A 15480-nucleotide genomic window follows, 5' to 3' on the forward strand; every position below is an offset into this window, starting at 1 on the left:
CCCTGGAAGCGAACAGCGCCCATCCCCGATGGAACGTTTCGAGAAAAAACAGACTAACACGATAGCGTGGCCACTAAAGCCAACTTCGCGATATAGTATCAGGTTATCGATTAGCCAATTAACAGGTCATGTTGTTGGATTCAGACGCCTTTACCGTTGAAACAGCCCTTGAGGCCGCGACAGAACTCCAGAAGGTTCTGGCCTCGCGCATGCACCGCCGAAAAGTGATGGGGCAGGAGGTTCTGGTGCCAGGACAACTGGGCGAAGCCCTTCAGCTTCCACGCACCATCAACCGCCTTCAAAGCAAACAACAGAAACAACGGGAGAAAGGGCTCGAAGACTTCCAGGAGCTTTGGCCGACGCTGTCCAGATTCACCCGGCATCGCGTTCTGGACAAGCTCGGATGGTACAACCCAAAAGAGCTGGATTGGGAGGACAAACGGTCAAACCGTCGCCCCGTGGTCGATCCTGACGCCTGATACGTATAACTGCTGAACCTAAATTAACTCAGGATTACTGTGACGACTTTGAACTGTCACATTCTGTCCTTATGTTCTATGGATCAGGAGGCTTTTTATGACAAATACAACCCATTACACCGCTATTCTGGCTGAAGGCAGCGCCGTACCGACGCTGTTGTGTGGCCATTGCCGCTCCATACTTTCCAGAACCAGGATTTTCAAGAACCAGGGCGACGACCATCAGGACATCCACTGCAACACCATCGGTCTTTGCTCGGCGGACGACTGCGGCGCCGTTAATTGTTGCGACGACGCGTTGGCCCGAATCGACAACCCCGAACGCCTGTTTGATATCGCGTCCTGATTCAAACTGGCAACGCACTGTTACGCAACTCAAACACACAAAATTTCCATCTGATTTATCCTGATTTTCGACGATTGCCGTAAAGACAATCACGCAACCAATCAGTCAGGACAGTCGATGGCATGCGTATTCTGAGAACCGACGAAGCCCGCTTCGCAGGCCTTCCGGATTATCCCTTCAAAGCAAATTATCTGGACGTTGAGCCCGGCCTGCGCATGCACTTCGTCGATCACGGTCCAGCCAACGGGTCTCCGGTCGTGATGCTTCATGGGGAGCCGTCCTGGTCCTATCTCTATCGACACATGATTCCAATGGTGGCAGAGGCGGGGTATCGGGTGTTGGCACCGGACCTGATTGGCTTCGGGAAATCCGACAAACCGGCCAATGTGACCGATTACAGCTACAGCCGACATATGAGCTGGCTGGCCCGCTGGCTGGAAGAGCTCAACCTTACCAATGTCACTCTGGTGTGCCAGAACTGGGGATCACTACTCGGGCTGCGACTGGCGGCGGAACACCACAGGCGTTTCAGCCGGATCATCGTCGGCAACGGCATGCTGCCCACCGGCGACTCGCCGGTACCGGCAGTATTCCGGGCCTGGAAGGCATTTGCCAGCCACAGCCCATGGTTTCCGGTAGCGCGCATCATCCAACTGGGTACCGAACGAGCCCTGAGCCCCGGCGAAATGGCCGCTTACGAGGCGCCGTTCCCCAGCGCAGAGTTCAAAGCGGGCGCCCGCGCCTTTCCAACCCTGGTTCCGGTTTCACCGGATGATCCGGCCAGCGCCGCCAACCGTGAGGCCTGGAGGATTCTGGAGAAATGGCGCAAGCCCTTTATTACCTGCTTCAGCAATGGCGATCCGATCACCCGGGGTGGTGATCGTCATATGCAAAGACGCATTCCCGGTGCACTGGGCCAGCCCCATATCACACTGCGTGGCGGCCACTTCCTGCAGGAAGACTCCCCCCGGGAGTTTGCCAGGGTCATACTGGACGCCCTTAAAGCGGAAATGGCGGCCTGAGCGCCACCCATCTCAACCAAAGACGGTCACCGTCTGGCGACTCAGCGCCACCAATTCGCCCCGCTCGGTCCAGATACCGGCATGGGTATGGCCGTAACCGGCTCCTGCCTGATCAATCGTGGCCCTGTAGAGCAGCCACTCCCCAGGCTTCATTGCCGGCCGCGGATGCACAATCTCCAACGCCCAGCTCAGGGAACTGGCCGGTGCCGGGCCTTTCAGATGTGGCAATAAAGCAGGCGGCCAGGCATCCACCAACGCCACGATATGCGCGTCGGTCAGGACAGAGGGCGTCTCCCGGAACTGCATCCAGCCTCCCATCTCACGACCACCCTTTCCGGAAAAAGGCATGTGGCCGAACGCCCAGCGCATTTCAATATGTTGTGTAAATTCCGGGGTAACCCCGGGAATGTATGACAACTCCTGACACTGGTCTACAGGAACAGCCTCCGGGGCAGGCGATGGCGCCAGTTGAACCGACGACTCCCGGTCACCACCAAAACTGGCCAGGCACGCCAGCCTGGTCTCACCGTTCTGCAGGATTCTTCCCTGCACCTGGGAAACCGCCTTACCCTCACGCAACAACTCTGCCTCGATTATCGCAGGTGCATCCGGTTCCACCGGCCCGACAAAAGACACCTGCAAAGCCCGCATGGCCCTGCCCGGAGCAACTTTCGACGCCATCACATCGAATGCCAGTGCCGCTACCAGCCCTCCGAAGGTGGCTCGCCCCTGCCCCCAACTGGCCGGAATGACCACTTCCCGGCTCTCGCGCACCGAACTCAGAAGCTCATCAAACGTCATACTCTTCCATTCCTGTTAATTAGCCTGCAAACAACAAAGACTGCCGCAGATTTATCGGTCAGGCAAGCGGCTTCCCCGGCAACTACCTACCCTATTACCGGCAATAGTCATGTTAAAGGCTGCCCAAACCGACTATAATACTTCAAAATCATGCATTGCATTTGTAATGCGATACCCTCCGAATACCGAGTACATTCATGTCAGAATTGTCTTTTGCCGAACTGGGGCTGGATCCAGCAGTACTGGAAGCCGTTGCCGCTGTTGGCTATGAAACTCCGTCGCCCATCCAGGCGCAATCCATTCCAGCCCTGCTGGCCGGCAATCACCTGCTGGGTGTTGCCCAGACCGGCACAGGCAAAACGGCCGCCTTTGCGCTTCCACTGTTGAGCCGCATTGACGCCAGCATCGCCGAGCCGCAGATTCTGGTGCTGGCGCCTACCCGGGAGCTGGCCATTCAGGTGGCCGAGGCGTTCACCACCTACGCCAGCAAGTTCCGGCATTTTCACGTACTGCCGATTTACGGTGGCCAGGATTTTTCTCCCCAGATTCGCGGCCTGAAACGCGGTGCCCAGGTCATTGTAGGTACCCCCGGCCGCTTGCTGGACCACCTGCGCAAGGGCACCCTGAAGCTGGACAACCTGCGCGCCCTGGTACTTGATGAAGCCGACGAAATGCTGCGCATGGGCTTTATTGACGACGTAGAGGCGATTCTGGCCAAAACTCCGGACACCTGTCAGCGCGCCCTGTTCTCGGCCACCATGCCGCCACAGATCAAGAAGGTTGCGCAGACCTATCTGAAAAACGCCACTGAAGTGCGCATCGAGAGCGAAACCCGCACCGTTGAGCGTATTTCTCAATTCGTATTACCGGTCTATGCCGAGCGTAAACTGGACGCCCTGACCCGCATCCTGGAAGTGGAGCCGTTCGACGCCTCCATTATTTTTGTGCGCACCAAGGCTGAGACTACCCTGCTGGCTGAAAAGCTGTCGGCTCGCGGCCATGCGGTTGCGCCTCTGAGCGGCGACCTGAACCAGCGCCAGCGTGAACAGACCGTAGAAGATCTGAAGCGCGGCAAAAAAGACATCATTATTGCCACCGACGTTGCGGCCCGAGGCCTGGACGTGCCCCGAATCACCCACGTGATCAACTACGACGTACCCTACGACACCGAGGCGTACATCCACCGGGTTGGCCGCACCGGCCGTGCCGGACGCACCGGTAAGGCGATTTTGCTGGTAACCCCGCGCGAGCGCAGCTGGCTGCGCACCCTGGAGCGGGCCACCAACTCGCCGATGGAACCGTACCAGCTGCCGTCACCGGCTGCGCTGCAGAAAATGCGGGTAGAGCAGTTTGAAGAGCAACTGCTGGGCTTCACCAACGATCCCCGATCTGCCAAGGCCATTGCCCTGCTGGACGACATTGCCGAGCGCAATGACATGGACATGGCCGCCGTTGCTGGCGCCCTGGCCTGCTTGCTGGAAGCCTCCCAGCCGGATTCACTGCCACTGGAGCAGCCCGAAGCCCTGCCGGAAGTGTCGGCAGCGCCCCGTCGCGACCGCAAAGGCCCGCCTCCGGGCAAAGGCGGTTTTCGCAAGGGTGGCCCCGGCAAGAAATTCAGCAAAGATGGCAAGCCCGGCTTCCGCAAGGGACCGCCCAAGGGCAAGCCTGCTGGCAAAGGCGGCAAGCCCTCTGCCAATAACCCAAAGCGCGCCCCGCGCTAAGGGCCAGAACCGCTAGCCGGTCAGGCTGACCGGCTACGCTGGTAGACGACAAAGCTGTAGTTGTAGGGATTATTGTCAGACGCGGAGAAATCTTCGCGTCCGATCTCTTCCCAGTCATCCCAGTTCACTTCCGGAAAGTAAGCGTCGCCATCTACTTCGGCGTGTACTTGTGTGATGTACATCCGGTCGACCATGGGCAGTGCCTCGGCGTAGATCTGGCCACCGCCGATAATCATTACCTCATCACCACCCTCCAGCTCCGCCTGGGCCTGAGCCTTGACCAGCGCCTCATCCAATGATGCCGACGCAACCGTACCGGCCGGCGCCTGCCAGTCTGCATTCCGTGAAATGACGACGTTCATCCGTCCCGGCAGTGGCCTACCGATAGAATCCCAGGTTTTCCGCCCCATGATGATGGGCTTACCCATAGTGGCTTGCTTGAAGTAACGCAGATCGCCAGGCAGATACCAGGGAAGCTTATTGTCCCGCCCAATGACGCGGTTCCGGGACATCGCAACAATCAGTGCCTTTCTCATATTTAGTCCTCATAGCCTGGAGTTAGCGAGGAGCGGGAGCTGGTTTTCAAAACACGCTCAAGCACATCCATGTGACGCTTGGGCTCCGCCATCCCTGGCTCCGCACAGTTTTGAAAACCAGCTCCCGCCCCTCGCACCCAAACTTCACTGTATGACTTCATTTACTGCGATCTATCTCGCAGCCTGATCGCTGGCAAGCGGGTGGGGCTTTCCGAAAATCTGCGGAGCCAGGGATGGCGGAGCCGAAGCCGCACAGGGACGTCTTGAGGCGCTTTTCGGAAAGCCCCACCCGCTTGGCAGCAGACTCCCATACTCGCGGGCCCGTCTGACGAAAACACCGCCAGGCTATCAATTAAATCGCAATAGGGGCCTTGATGACCGGGTAAGGGTCATAACCTTCAAATTCGAAGTCTTCCAGCTCGTAATCAAAAATCGATTCCGGCTTGCGCTTGATCACCAGCTTCGGCAACGCACGGGGCTCGCGCTTTAGCTGCTCGAAGACAATATCGTCAGTCAGGTGATTGCTGTACAGATGACAGTCCCCAAACGTATGCACAAACTCACCAACATCCAGATCACACTGCTGGGCAATCATGTGGGTCAACAACGCATACGACGCAATATTGAAAGGCACCCCCAGAAACAGATCCGCACTGCGCTGGTACAACTGACAAGACAGCTTACCGTCCGCCACATAGAACTGGAACAGACAGTGGCAGGGAGCCAGCGCCATGCGCCCTTCCCGCACATTCTCCTGCGGACTGACCGACTCATCCGGCAGCTCCGCCGGGTTCCAGGCGGAGACAATCAGGCGTCGGGAGTTGGGCTTGGTTTGGATTTGCTCGATCACCTCGCTGATCTGATCGATCACCCGACCGTCATGGCACTGCCAGCTGCGCCACTGCTTGCCGTAAATTGGCCCCAGGTCGCCATTATCGAGTGCCCATTCATTCCAGATACTGACCTTTCGTTCCGCAAGCCAGGTGTTGTCAGTGGAACCTTTCAGGAACCATAGCAACTCGTAGATGATGCTACGCAGGTGAACTTTTTTGGTGGTCACCAGCGGGAAGCCTTCCTGCAGGTTAAAGCGCATCTGCCGGCCAAACACGGAGCGGGTGCCAACGCCGGTGCGGTCGCCCTTGTCGAATCCGTTGTCGACAACGTCTTGCATCAGGTCGAGGTAGGCTTTCATGCAGCGTTTCTCCGGTAAGCAATCGTAATCAGGGCAGCACCGGCGATCACCATGGGCAATGACAGCACCTGCCCCATCGTCAGCCAGTCGAAGGCCAGGTAACCCAGTTGCGGGTCAGGCTGGCGGAAAAATTCGGTCAGGAAGCGGAAGCTGCCGTAGCAGGCCAGGAACAGGCCAGAGACCGCCATTTTCGGCCGGGGCTTGGAGGAAAACCACCACAGGATGGCAAACAGCACCACACCTTCCAGGGCAAACTGATAGAGCTGCGAGGGGTGCCGGGCCAGGCTGTCGGGAGCGGTGCGGAACACCATGCCCCAGGACACGTCCGTGGGCTTGCCCCAGAGCTCGCCGTTGATAAAGTTGCCCAGGCGGCCGGCGCCCAGGCCGACAGGCACCAGTGGTGCCACGAAATCGGCAATGCGCCAGAACCCCGCCGAACTTTTACGCCCGAACCACCACATGGCCAGCATCACCCCCAGCAAGCCTCCGTGGAAGGACATGCCGCCTTCCCATACCCGCAATAGCCACAGAGGGTCGGCCACGAAGGCATCGAAATTGTAAAACACCACATAACCGAAACGTCCACCGAGAATGACACCCAGCGCTATGTAAAACAGCAGGTCACCCACTTGCTCTTCATTCAGGGGCGACCAGGGTTTGCGGCTACGCAGGCGGCCAAGCCACCAGCCGACAGCAAAACCGACCAGGTAGGTCAGGCCATACCAGTGAATTTTCAGGGGGCCGATGGCGATAGCCACCGGGTCAATCTGCGGGTGTTGCAACATGAATACGCTCTCAACTCAGCAGGAATCGGAGGCCGACGATGATCAGCACAATGGCAAATATCTTTTTCAACAGGCGGCCATCCAGCTTGTGCGCCAGCTTTGCACCGAACCGGGCAAAAAAGACACTGGTGGCGACGATACCGACCAACGCCGGTAAATAGATAAACCCAACACTGAGATCCGGCAGTTCCGGGTTCTGCCAGCCGGTCCAGATGTTACCGGCAGCGCCGGCCAGGGCAATTGGCAAACCGATGGCAGCGGACGTGGCAACGGCCTGCTGCATACGAACGTTGCACCAGATCAGGTAAGGCACCGAGAGTGTGCCACCGCCAATTCCGAAGATGGCAGATGCCCAGCCAATAAGCCCGCCAGCTCCCCAAAGCCCGGCGTTTCCCGGCACATCCCGGCCAGGCTTCGGATTTGCTTCCAGCAGCATTTTCAGCGCCACCAGAATAGCGAACGCACCAATGATGGTTTTCAGCATCGGGCCACTCAACAGCGACGCCGTCCAGGCGCCGACCAGAGCTCCAATGATGATTCCGACCGTCATGGGCCGCACCAGTTCCCATCGCACGGCCCCGTGAACGTGGTGAGTGCGTATGGAACTGATGGACGTAAACACGATAGTGGCCAGGGAGGTACCAATGGCGAGATGGGCAGCAACCTCAGAACTGAAGCCCTGGAACCCGAAAGTGAAAATCAGTACGGGAACAATGACCAGGCCACCGCCGATGCCAAACAGGCCCGCCATGGTGCCTGCCAGTGCACCGAGTATCAGATAAAGAGCGAATATACCGATCAGGGTCATGTTTTTTGCTTAATCCCGGGTAGAAATAAGGCTGGTATGATACGCATTGTTGCCAATCGCTGCAGCCTCCCAATTCAATAAAAGGATTGCCATCAACCATGTGCCTTATTGCTTTTGCCATCGGACAGAACCCGGAGTTTCCGCTGGTGGTGGCGGCCAACCGGGACGAGTTCTTCCGACGCCCCACCGCTGCCATGGACTGGTGGCAGGACAACAGCGGCCACCGAATTCTGGCCGGGCGGGACATGGAATCCGGTGGCACCTGGTTAGCCGTCAGCGCTGACGGCGCGGTCGCCGCCGTCACCAATGTGCGGGAAGGAAGTGCCGAGACGGGGCGCCGAAGCCGTGGCGAGCTGCCATTAGATGCACTCAATCACCCAATCAGAGAGCTGCGATCCTCACTGGACGAGGAGCCGGGGCGCTATGCAGGGTTCAATCTGGTGAAACTCGCGGGGCTCGGTGGCTGGTATTACAGCAACCGGGACGCTCACCCGGGCCGGCGGGTTTTCCGTGGCGTTTACGGCCTGAGCAACCATCTGCTGCAGACTCCCTGGCCGAAACTGCTACGGCTGCGCACGGCTGTTGGCCATTGCGTGGAACAGTCAAGTAAAGACCCGGAACCACTGCATGACCAGCTGCTGTCACTGCTACAGGACACCACGCCAGCACCAGACCAGAGCCTGCCGGATACTGGTGTTGGCATCGAAACCGAGCGGTTTCTGTCATCGCCATTCATTGTCGGCGATCACTACGGAACCCGCGCTACCACGGTTGTGACCGTGTCTCGACTGGGCCAGATTTCAGTCACCGAGCAATCCTGGGGGCCGAATGCCACAACGCTCGAAAAACGCCAATTCGCCTGGCAGCGATAGCTCAGGGACTCTGATATAATCCGCGCAATTTCCGAAACATCCGACCGGAGGTCGCCCATGGCCGGCGAGAATAACAGCAGCACATCCATTGCCGACTTTGAAAAATCCCTGGACGAGCTGGAGCAACTGGTTCGTGACCTTGAGCAGGGGGAGCTTTCGCTGGAACAGTCCCTCGCCGCCTTCGAGCGGGGCGTAAAGCTCACCCGCGAATGCCAGACCGCCCTGAAAACCGCCGAACAACGTGTAGAACAGCTGGTTCAGAACAGTGATGGCTCCCTGGAGACGCGTCCTTTTTCAGCGGATGATGCCAACTGATGAGTGAGCGCCTTTCTCTCGCTCAGGAGTTCCTGGAACAGTGCCGCCGGCAAATTGACCAGGCACTGGAGCGCTCAATTCGCAATGGCGCCGCCTCCCCCAGGCTGGATGACGCCATGCGCTACAGCGTTCTGGGTGGTGGCAAACGCATTCGCCCGGCGCTGTGCCTGGCTGCCGCCCGAGCCATCGGCGCCGAATCATCCACAGCGTTGACTCCCGCCTGTGCGCTGGAACTGGTTCACGCCTATTCCCTGGTGCATGACGATCTGCCCGCCATGGATGACGACGACCTCCGACGCGGCAGGCCAACCGTTCATATCGCGTTTGATGAAGCCACCGCAATACTGGCCGGCGATGCCCTGCAAACCCTGGCCTTTGCTCTGTTGGCGGAGGCCCCGGGGCTGTCCGACCAACAACGCATAGCGATGATCCGGGAGCTGGCGTCTGCCAGTGGTCATCAGGGAATGGTTGGTGGCCAGGCGATTGATCTGGAATCCGTCGGCCACCGCCTGACCATCGAACAGCTTGAATCCATGCACCGCCATAAAACCGGTGCCCTGATCGAAGCCAGCGTTCGCCTGGGCGCACTGACATCCGCCTCCGTCACGGATAAACAACTGGCCGCCCTGTCGGAGTTCGCCAGCGCCCTGGGCCTGGCATTCCAGGTGCAGGACGACCTGTTGGATATTGAAGGCGATACCGAAGTGATCGGAAAGCGGCAAGGATCGGATGCCGCCAGGGAAAAGCCGACCTATCCGGCCCTGCTGGGTATTGCCGGGGCCCGGGAACACCTTGAACAGCTGCTTGCCCAGGCCCAAAGCGCCCTGGACAGCTTTGGCGACGAGGCTGAAGTGCTGAGGGCCATGGCCGATTTCGTTGTGGCCAGAAGCCACTAAGCCGCGCTGGCAACCAAAAATCCGCCAGCCTGACGATACCGTTTTGTAACATCTGGCCCGGGAAGTGTGAAACAGACCTCCCTGTTCCCTTATAATGCCAGTCACAGAATCCATATTCCGATAAAGACCCGAGCTGATGCAGGACACATACATTTTCAGGGAAATCCCGTCGCAGCGGCCCAACACGCCCATTCTTGACCGGATTGACGTGCCCGCCCAGCTGCGTACCCTGCCCGAAGAAGATTTACCACAACTGGCCAGGGAACTCCGGGCCTTCCTGCTCTGGTCTGTGGGCCAGACCGGCGGGCACTTCGGTGCCGGTCTCGGGGTTCTGGAACTGACCGTCGCCCTGCACTATGTCTTCAACACGCCTGAAGATCGCCTGGTCTGGGATGTCGGCCACCAGGCCTACCCCCACAAGATCCTGACCGGGCGCCGGGAACAGATGGGCAGTATCCGCCGCAAGGACGGCCTGGCCGGGTTCCCGAAGCGTGCGGAAAGCGAATACGACACCTTCGGCGTTGGCCACTCCAGCACCTCCATCAGTGCCGCCCTGGGCATGGCCATTGCCGCCCGCATGCAGAACACGGGGCGCAAGAGCATCGCCGTGATCGGCGATGGCGCCATGACCGCGGGCATGGCCTTTGAGGCACTGAACCACGCCGGCCACCTGCACGCCGACATGCTGGTAATCCTGAACGATAACGACATGTCGATTTCCCGCAATGTGGGTGGGCTGTCCAACTATTTCGCCAAGCTGCTGGCCAGCCGTACCTACAATCAGGTTCGGGACAGCAGTAAAAAAGTGCTGAAAAGCACCCCGCACCTGATGGCACTGGCCAAGAAAACCGAAGAGCACTTCAAAGGCATGATTGCTCCAGGCACACTGTTCGAAGAGTTAGGCTTCAACTACATCGGACCCATTGACGGCCACGACCTGCCATTGCTGGTTGAAACCCTTGAGAATATCCGTGAACTGGACGGCCCGCAGTTCCTGCACGTGGTGACGACCAAAGGTAAAGGTTTTGCGCCCGCCGAGGCAGACCCCATTGGCTATCACGCCATCAACAAGATCGAGCCGGTACCTCCGAGCAAACCGGAACCGGTGAAACCAAAGCAGGCCAAACCCAAATACGCCAATGTCTTCGGCCAGTGGCTGTGCGATGCCGCTGAGCAGGATGAGCGAGTGGTCGGCATCACCCCCGCCATGTGCGAGGGCTCAGACCTGCTGGCGTTCTGCGAGCGTTTCCCGGACCGCTACTTTGACGTGGCCATCGCCGAGCAGCATGCAGTCACCCTGGCCGCCGGCCTGGCCTGTGACGGTGCCAAACCGGTAGTAGCAATCTACTCGACCTTCTTGCAGCGCGGCTACGACCAGCTGATTCATGACGTCGCCATCCAGGATCTGGACGTGCTGTTTGCCATCGACCGTGCCGGGCTGGTGGGCGAGGATGGCCCGACCCACGCCGGGGCATTCGACATCAGCTATCTTCGCTGCATCCCGAAAATGGTGGTGATGACCCCCTCAGATGAAAACGAAACCCGCCAGCTGCTGCACACCGGCCTTCAGTACCGCGGCCCGGCTGCTGTGCGCTACCCCCGGGGTACAGGCCCCGGTGCCGAAATCCAGCAGGCGCTGAAAGCCTTGCCCATTGGCAAAGGCCGGATTATGCGTGAGGGCGCACGGGTCGCCATTCTCAATTTTGGCACCCTGCTGGATTCCGCCATGCAGGCAGCCGATAGTCTGAATGCCACAGTGGCTGATATGCGCTTCGTTAAACCGCTGGATGAGGATCTGGTGCTGGAACTGGCCGAGAAACACGACCTGCTGGTGACGCTGGAAGAGAACGTGGTGGCTGGCGGCGCCGGCAGTGCAGTGACCGAATGCCTGAATAACCGGGAAGTGATGCTGCCGATACTGCAGCTGGGCTTGCCAGACCGCTTTGTCGACCATGGCAAACACGGGGAATTACTCAAGGAATGCGGGCTGGACCCAGAGGGTATCCGCAACGCCATCGCCAGCCGGCTTGACCGCGTCGGCAAAACCGCCCTGACCGCCATTAAGTAGTCTCTGTTGGCTGATGGCACAGTCGCGCAATCAGCCGAGCTTGCCAGTCGGCGCAGTCAGGGCCAGCCGATGGATCAGGCCGGGTCGTCGTCCTGATGAGTCTCAAGCCAGTGGCCGAGCTTGCTCTGCTTGGTGTTGAGGTAGTGCTCGTTGTGCGGGTTTCGACCCACGTGCAGGGGCACGCGTTCAGAAATCTGGATACCGTAAGACTCCAGCGCCTTGACCTTGCGCGGGTTATTGGTCATCAACTTCAGACTACGGATGCCCAGGTGCTCGAGCATATCCTTGCACATGCTGTAGTCCCGCAAGTCCGCGCCAAAGCCCAACCGCTCATTCGCTTCTACGGTATCTGCGCCCTGGTCCTGCAACCGATAGGCGCGAATCTTGTTCAACAACCCGATACCACGACCTTCCTGGCGCAGGTACATCAAAATGCCACGGCCTTCGCGAGCAATGCTGCGCAACGCCTCTTCCAACTGATAGCCGCAATCACAACGCATACTGTACAGGGCATCACCGGTCAGGCATTCGGAATGGGTACGTGCCAACAGCGGCTCATCGCTATCAATATCACCCAGCGTCAGTGCCACATGCTCCTTTCCGGTGTCCGGCTCTTCAAAGCCGTGCATGTCGAACACACCGAAGGGGGTGGGCAAACGGCAGGTCTCAATGTAACGAACAGCCACTGTGTTTCCTCGTGGTTCTGACAAATTGGGCGGGCATTCTATCATGCGGCTGCTTGCCTGGCGTAGTGTTGGCACATTTACTCTCCGAATACTGGGCGGTCCGTAAGAGTACGGCCATGGCCGGAGAGCAGATCATTGTTCCGGCGCGCGCCAATGCCCCGAGCGGCCGCCCTTCTTTTCCAGCAGCCGAACACCATCCACCACCATGGCCTTATCCACGGCTTTGCACATGTCGTACAGGGTCAGCGCGGCAACACTGGCAGCGGTGAGCGCCTCCATCTCGACACCGGTCTGCCCCGACAGTTTGCAGCGGGTAAGGATATGCACCGAGGCGCCGTCCGCCCCCGGAGACAACTCCACTTTCACCGACGTCAGATTCAGGGCATGGCACAGGGGAATGAGGTCATGGGTTTTCTTGGCAGCCATGATGCCGGCAATGCGGGCGGTAGCCAGTACATCGCCCTTGGGATGCTCTCCTTCAATAATCATTCGCAGGGTTTCCGGGGCCATGCGGATGGTCGCTTCCGCCCGGGCTTCCCGCTCGGTGACGGCCTTGCTCGTCACATCCACCATTCGGGCTTCACCCTTATCATCCAGATGGGTCAACTTGCTCACACTGCACTCCCCGCTCATTGTTGATCTGTCACTGTTTGTCTACTGTCGCATAGCCTGATGCCGACGGAAATCCGTAATCTCCGCCAACGGCTCACCACCAGAAACCAATGCCGGCAATGCCCTGGCCGCCCCGTTCACGACACAGTGTTTCATGACTGGGTGCCAGCCCCCCCAGCCCGTAGACTGGAAGGGTGGCATCGGCCACCAGGGATTCGAACTGCTCCCAGCCCATTCCCGGTTGCCCCGGATGGGTGGGCGTTTCCAGCACCGGCCCAAGCGTCGCGTAATCTGCCCCTAGAGTCGCTGCATGGCGCAGTTGGCCCTGATCATGGCAAGACACCCCCAACCATCGATCGGCCGGCACAGGGCGCCCTGAGAGAGCCTGAGCCTCACGCCAGGGCATGTGCAGGCCGGCAGCCTTTGGAAACGCTTCCAGCAACCCCGGATGTCCGTGCAAAATCAGCCCGACACCAGCACCGGAACAGATCGGCAAAGCCTCCGCCGCCAGTCTCCGGTAGTCGTTATCCGGCAACTGCGGCGCCCGAAGCACAGCCAGCTGTCCCGCCATCCCGCCGATCGACCGCTCCAGCCGGCTGATGCCGTCCTGCCAGGATGCCATGGGGCCGACGATGGCGAGGCGCTGCGGTAGATTGAGTGCCCGAATGATCGGGCGGTTGGCGGCAGGGAAATCCGCATCGGCGAGCTCGCAAGGCCTCAGCCAGTTTACCGGCTGCCCTTCCCGACCCTCTGGCTGCCCCTCAGCCTTGCAGGTTTTCCAGACATCCAGGAACACCTGTTTGTCGCCATAGTCATGGCGGATACCGATGACCGGTTCCAGACTGCCCAGAGGCACCTGCAGACCGGTTTCCTCGGCGATTTCCCGAACCAGCGCCTGCTGCACCGTTTCCCCAGGCTCCACCTTGCCACCCGGAAACTCCAGCAGACCACCCTGATGCACGTGTTCGGGGCGGCGGGCAATCAGTACTCTGCCATCACGGATAATAACGGCCACGGCGACATGGATCTGTTTCTTCCCGGCCGTGGCCGATGACTCAGGTACGGTATTCAGCATTGATGGTCACGTAGTCGTGGGAGAAATCACAGGTCCACACGGTTTCCTGAACGCTACCGCGCTTGAGGTCGATGGCAATGGTGATTTCTTCCTGGTTCATAACCCGCTGGCCCCGGTCTTCGGAATAGTCGTCAGCGCGACCGCCATTGCGCACCAGGCAAACATCACCCAGATGGATTTCCAGGGCACTCAGATCCAGATCCGGTACGCCGGCGCGCCCCACCGCTGCCAGAATCCGGCCCCAGTTCGGGTCCGAAGCAAACAGTGCAGTCTTTACCAGCGGCGAGTGCGCGACGGTATAGGCCACATCCAGGGCTTCCTGCTGGTTGGCGGCGCCGCTGACATCGATGGTGACGAACTTGGTGGCGCCCTCACCGTCCCGGACAATGGCGTGGGCCAGGTCCAGGTACACTTGACGAAGTGCCTCCCTCAGTTTCGGCAGCTGCGGACTGTCTGCAGTAATCTCCGGCCCGTCGTACTGGCCACTGGCCATCAACATGCAGGCATCGTTGGTGGAAGTATCGCCATCGATGGTAATCCGGTTGAACGACTTCTCGCCCAGCTCCGACGCCAGTGACTGCAGAACGTCGGGTGCAATACGGGCATCGGTAGCGATAAACCCGAGCATGGTGGCCATGTTTGGCCGGATCATCCCGGCGCCTTTGCTGATACCGGAAATGGTCACCGTATGGCCGCCCAGGTCCACGCGGACCGAAGCTCCCTTGGGACGAGTGTCGGTGGTCATGATGCCACTGGCCGCTTCTGCCCAGCGGTCTTCCCGGGTATTGGCCAGAGCTTCCGGCAGCGCTTTGACAATCTTGTCGACGGGCAGGGGCTCGCCGATCACACCCGTAGAGAATGGCAGCACTGCGTCCGCGCTCACTCTGGCCTCGGCCGCAAGCGCCTCACAACAGCGCAGTGCATCGGCCATGCCGCGTTCGCCGGTTCCGGCATTGGCGTTCCCGGTATTGATCAGCAAGTAACGGGGTGCTCCCTGGGCCAGATGTTTCCGGCTCAGTACCACCGGCGCCGCACAGAACTGGTTGCGGGTGAAAATGCCCGCCACTCGCGCGTCCGGTACCAGCTCGAACACTACGATGTCTTTGCGGCCGGGCTTTTTGATACCCGCACTCGCAATGCCCACCTTGATACCCGCCACCGGGTAAAACTCGGGTAAGGTTCCGGGACCTACCGCCATGCCTGCCTCCTGAATTCATCCGAAACTGTAAACGACAAAACCCGCAAACCGCCCTTACACTGGCCGAT

At 59.4% G+C, this 15480-nt stretch carries 17 protein-coding genes; 8 read left to right on the top strand and 9 right to left on the bottom strand.

The features are described from left to right. The first annotated feature begins 128 nt into the window (after positions 1-128). The 3 genes from ABIE59_RS04075 to ABIE59_RS04085 all read left to right on the top strand — a co-directional run bounded on the left by ABIE59_RS04075 (position 129) and on the right by ABIE59_RS04085 (position 1847). Positions 129-479 (top strand): hypothetical protein, encoded by a 351-nt coding sequence (locus tag ABIE59_RS04075; protein ID WP_354444478.1) that lies wholly within the window; start codon positions 129-131, stop codon positions 477-479. Between the two features lie 97 nt (positions 480-576). Continuing rightward, positions 577-825 (top strand): hypothetical protein, encoded by a 249-nt coding sequence (locus ABIE59_RS04080; protein ID WP_354444480.1) that lies wholly within the window; start codon positions 577-579, stop codon positions 823-825. A 122-nt stretch (positions 826-947) separates the two neighbouring features. Beyond that, positions 948-1847 (top strand): haloalkane dehalogenase, encoded by a 900-nt coding sequence (locus tag ABIE59_RS04085; RefSeq protein ID WP_354444482.1) that lies wholly within the window; start codon positions 948-950, stop codon positions 1845-1847. 12 nt (positions 1848-1859) lie between these two features. Here ABIE59_RS04085 and ABIE59_RS04090 read toward each other — a convergent pair whose 3' ends face one another. Further along, entirely contained in the window at positions 1860-2648 is a 789-nt protein-coding gene (locus ABIE59_RS04090; RefSeq protein WP_354444484.1) for an acyl-CoA thioesterase, read from the bottom strand. Positions 2649-2845: 197 nt separating this feature from the next. Between ABIE59_RS04090 and ABIE59_RS04095 the strand changes: the two genes are divergently transcribed. Continuing rightward, on the top strand, positions 2846-4369 hold the full coding sequence (locus tag ABIE59_RS04095; protein ID WP_354444486.1) for a DEAD/DEAH box helicase: 1524 nt from the start codon (positions 2846-2848) through the stop codon (positions 4367-4369). A gap of 20 nt (positions 4370-4389) precedes the next feature. Here ABIE59_RS04095 and ABIE59_RS04100 read toward each other — a convergent pair whose 3' ends face one another. The 4 genes from ABIE59_RS04100 to ABIE59_RS04115 all read right to left on the bottom strand — a co-directional run bounded on the left by ABIE59_RS04100 (position 4390) and on the right by ABIE59_RS04115 (position 7690). After that, positions 4390-4905, bottom strand: coding sequence for a dihydrofolate reductase (locus tag ABIE59_RS04100; RefSeq protein WP_354444488.1), 516 nt, complete (start codon positions 4903-4905; stop codon positions 4390-4392). 352 nt (positions 4906-5257) lie between these two features. Then, on the bottom strand, positions 5258-6097 hold the full coding sequence (locus tag ABIE59_RS04105) for a thymidylate synthase (protein WP_354444490.1): 840 nt from the start codon (positions 6095-6097) through the stop codon (positions 5258-5260). Then, complete coding sequence (lgt, locus tag ABIE59_RS04110; RefSeq protein ID WP_354444492.1) at positions 6094-6882, bottom strand: prolipoprotein diacylglyceryl transferase; 789 nt, start codon at positions 6880-6882, stop codon at positions 6094-6096. Before lgt ends, ABIE59_RS04105 begins: the two co-directional genes overlap by 4 nt. 10 nt (positions 6883-6892) lie before the next feature. Continuing rightward, positions 6893-7690: a sulfite exporter TauE/SafE family protein gene (locus ABIE59_RS04115; protein WP_354444494.1), complete on the bottom strand. Its 798-nt coding sequence runs from the start codon at positions 7688-7690 to the stop codon at positions 6893-6895. A 98-nt stretch (positions 7691-7788) separates the two neighbouring features. Between ABIE59_RS04115 and ABIE59_RS04120 the strand changes: the two genes are divergently transcribed. The 4 genes from ABIE59_RS04120 (at position 7789) to dxs (ending at position 11841) form a co-directional block, all read left to right on the top strand. Then, positions 7789-8562: an NRDE family protein gene (locus ABIE59_RS04120; RefSeq protein ID WP_354444496.1), complete on the top strand. Its 774-nt coding sequence runs from the start codon at positions 7789-7791 to the stop codon at positions 8560-8562. A gap of 57 nt (positions 8563-8619) precedes the next feature. Next, positions 8620-8877, top strand: coding sequence for an exodeoxyribonuclease VII small subunit (locus ABIE59_RS04125; RefSeq protein ID WP_354444498.1), 258 nt, complete (start codon positions 8620-8622; stop codon positions 8875-8877). After that, positions 8877-9773 carry a (2E,6E)-farnesyl diphosphate synthase gene (gene ispA, locus ABIE59_RS04130; protein WP_354444500.1) on the top strand — a complete coding sequence of 299 codons (897 nt, stop codon included), beginning with the start codon at positions 8877-8879 and terminating at the stop codon, positions 9771-9773. The genes ABIE59_RS04125 and ispA overlap by 1 nt, the downstream gene beginning before the upstream one ends. A 136-nt stretch (positions 9774-9909) precedes the next feature. Beyond that, positions 9910-11841: a 1-deoxy-D-xylulose-5-phosphate synthase gene (gene dxs / locus ABIE59_RS04135; RefSeq protein ID WP_354444502.1), complete on the top strand. Its 1932-nt coding sequence runs from the start codon at positions 9910-9912 to the stop codon at positions 11839-11841. A 74-nt stretch (positions 11842-11915) separates the two neighbouring features. On the opposite strand, the gene ribA is transcribed toward dxs, so the two are convergent. The 4 genes from ribA to argJ all read right to left on the bottom strand — a co-directional run bounded on the left by ribA (position 11916) and on the right by argJ (position 15412). Next, the gene (gene ribA, locus ABIE59_RS04140) at positions 11916-12527 is read right to left on the bottom strand and encodes a GTP cyclohydrolase II (RefSeq protein WP_058090995.1); all 612 of its coding nucleotides are present in this window, start codon (positions 12525-12527) and stop codon (positions 11916-11918) included. A 132-nt stretch (positions 12528-12659) separates the two neighbouring features. Beyond that, a complete protein-coding gene (gene moaC, locus ABIE59_RS04145; protein WP_354444505.1) occupies positions 12660-13142 on the bottom strand; it encodes a cyclic pyranopterin monophosphate synthase MoaC in 483 nt (160 codons plus the stop codon). 91 nt (positions 13143-13233) lie between these two features. After that, the gene (locus ABIE59_RS04150; RefSeq protein WP_354444507.1) at positions 13234-14214 is read right to left on the bottom strand and encodes a Nudix family hydrolase; all 981 of its coding nucleotides are present in this window, start codon (positions 14212-14214) and stop codon (positions 13234-13236) included. After that, positions 14195-15412, bottom strand: a complete 1218-nt coding sequence (argJ, locus tag ABIE59_RS04155) for a bifunctional glutamate N-acetyltransferase/amino-acid acetyltransferase ArgJ (RefSeq protein ID WP_354444509.1) — start codon at positions 15410-15412, stop codon at positions 14195-14197. The genes ABIE59_RS04150 and argJ overlap by 20 nt, the downstream gene beginning before the upstream one ends. Positions 15413-15480 lie beyond the last annotated feature (68 nt).

It is taken from the genome of Marinobacter sp. MBR-99, from assembly GCF_040547575.1.
Taxonomy (GTDB): domain Bacteria; phylum Pseudomonadota; class Gammaproteobacteria; order Pseudomonadales; family Oleiphilaceae; genus Marinobacter.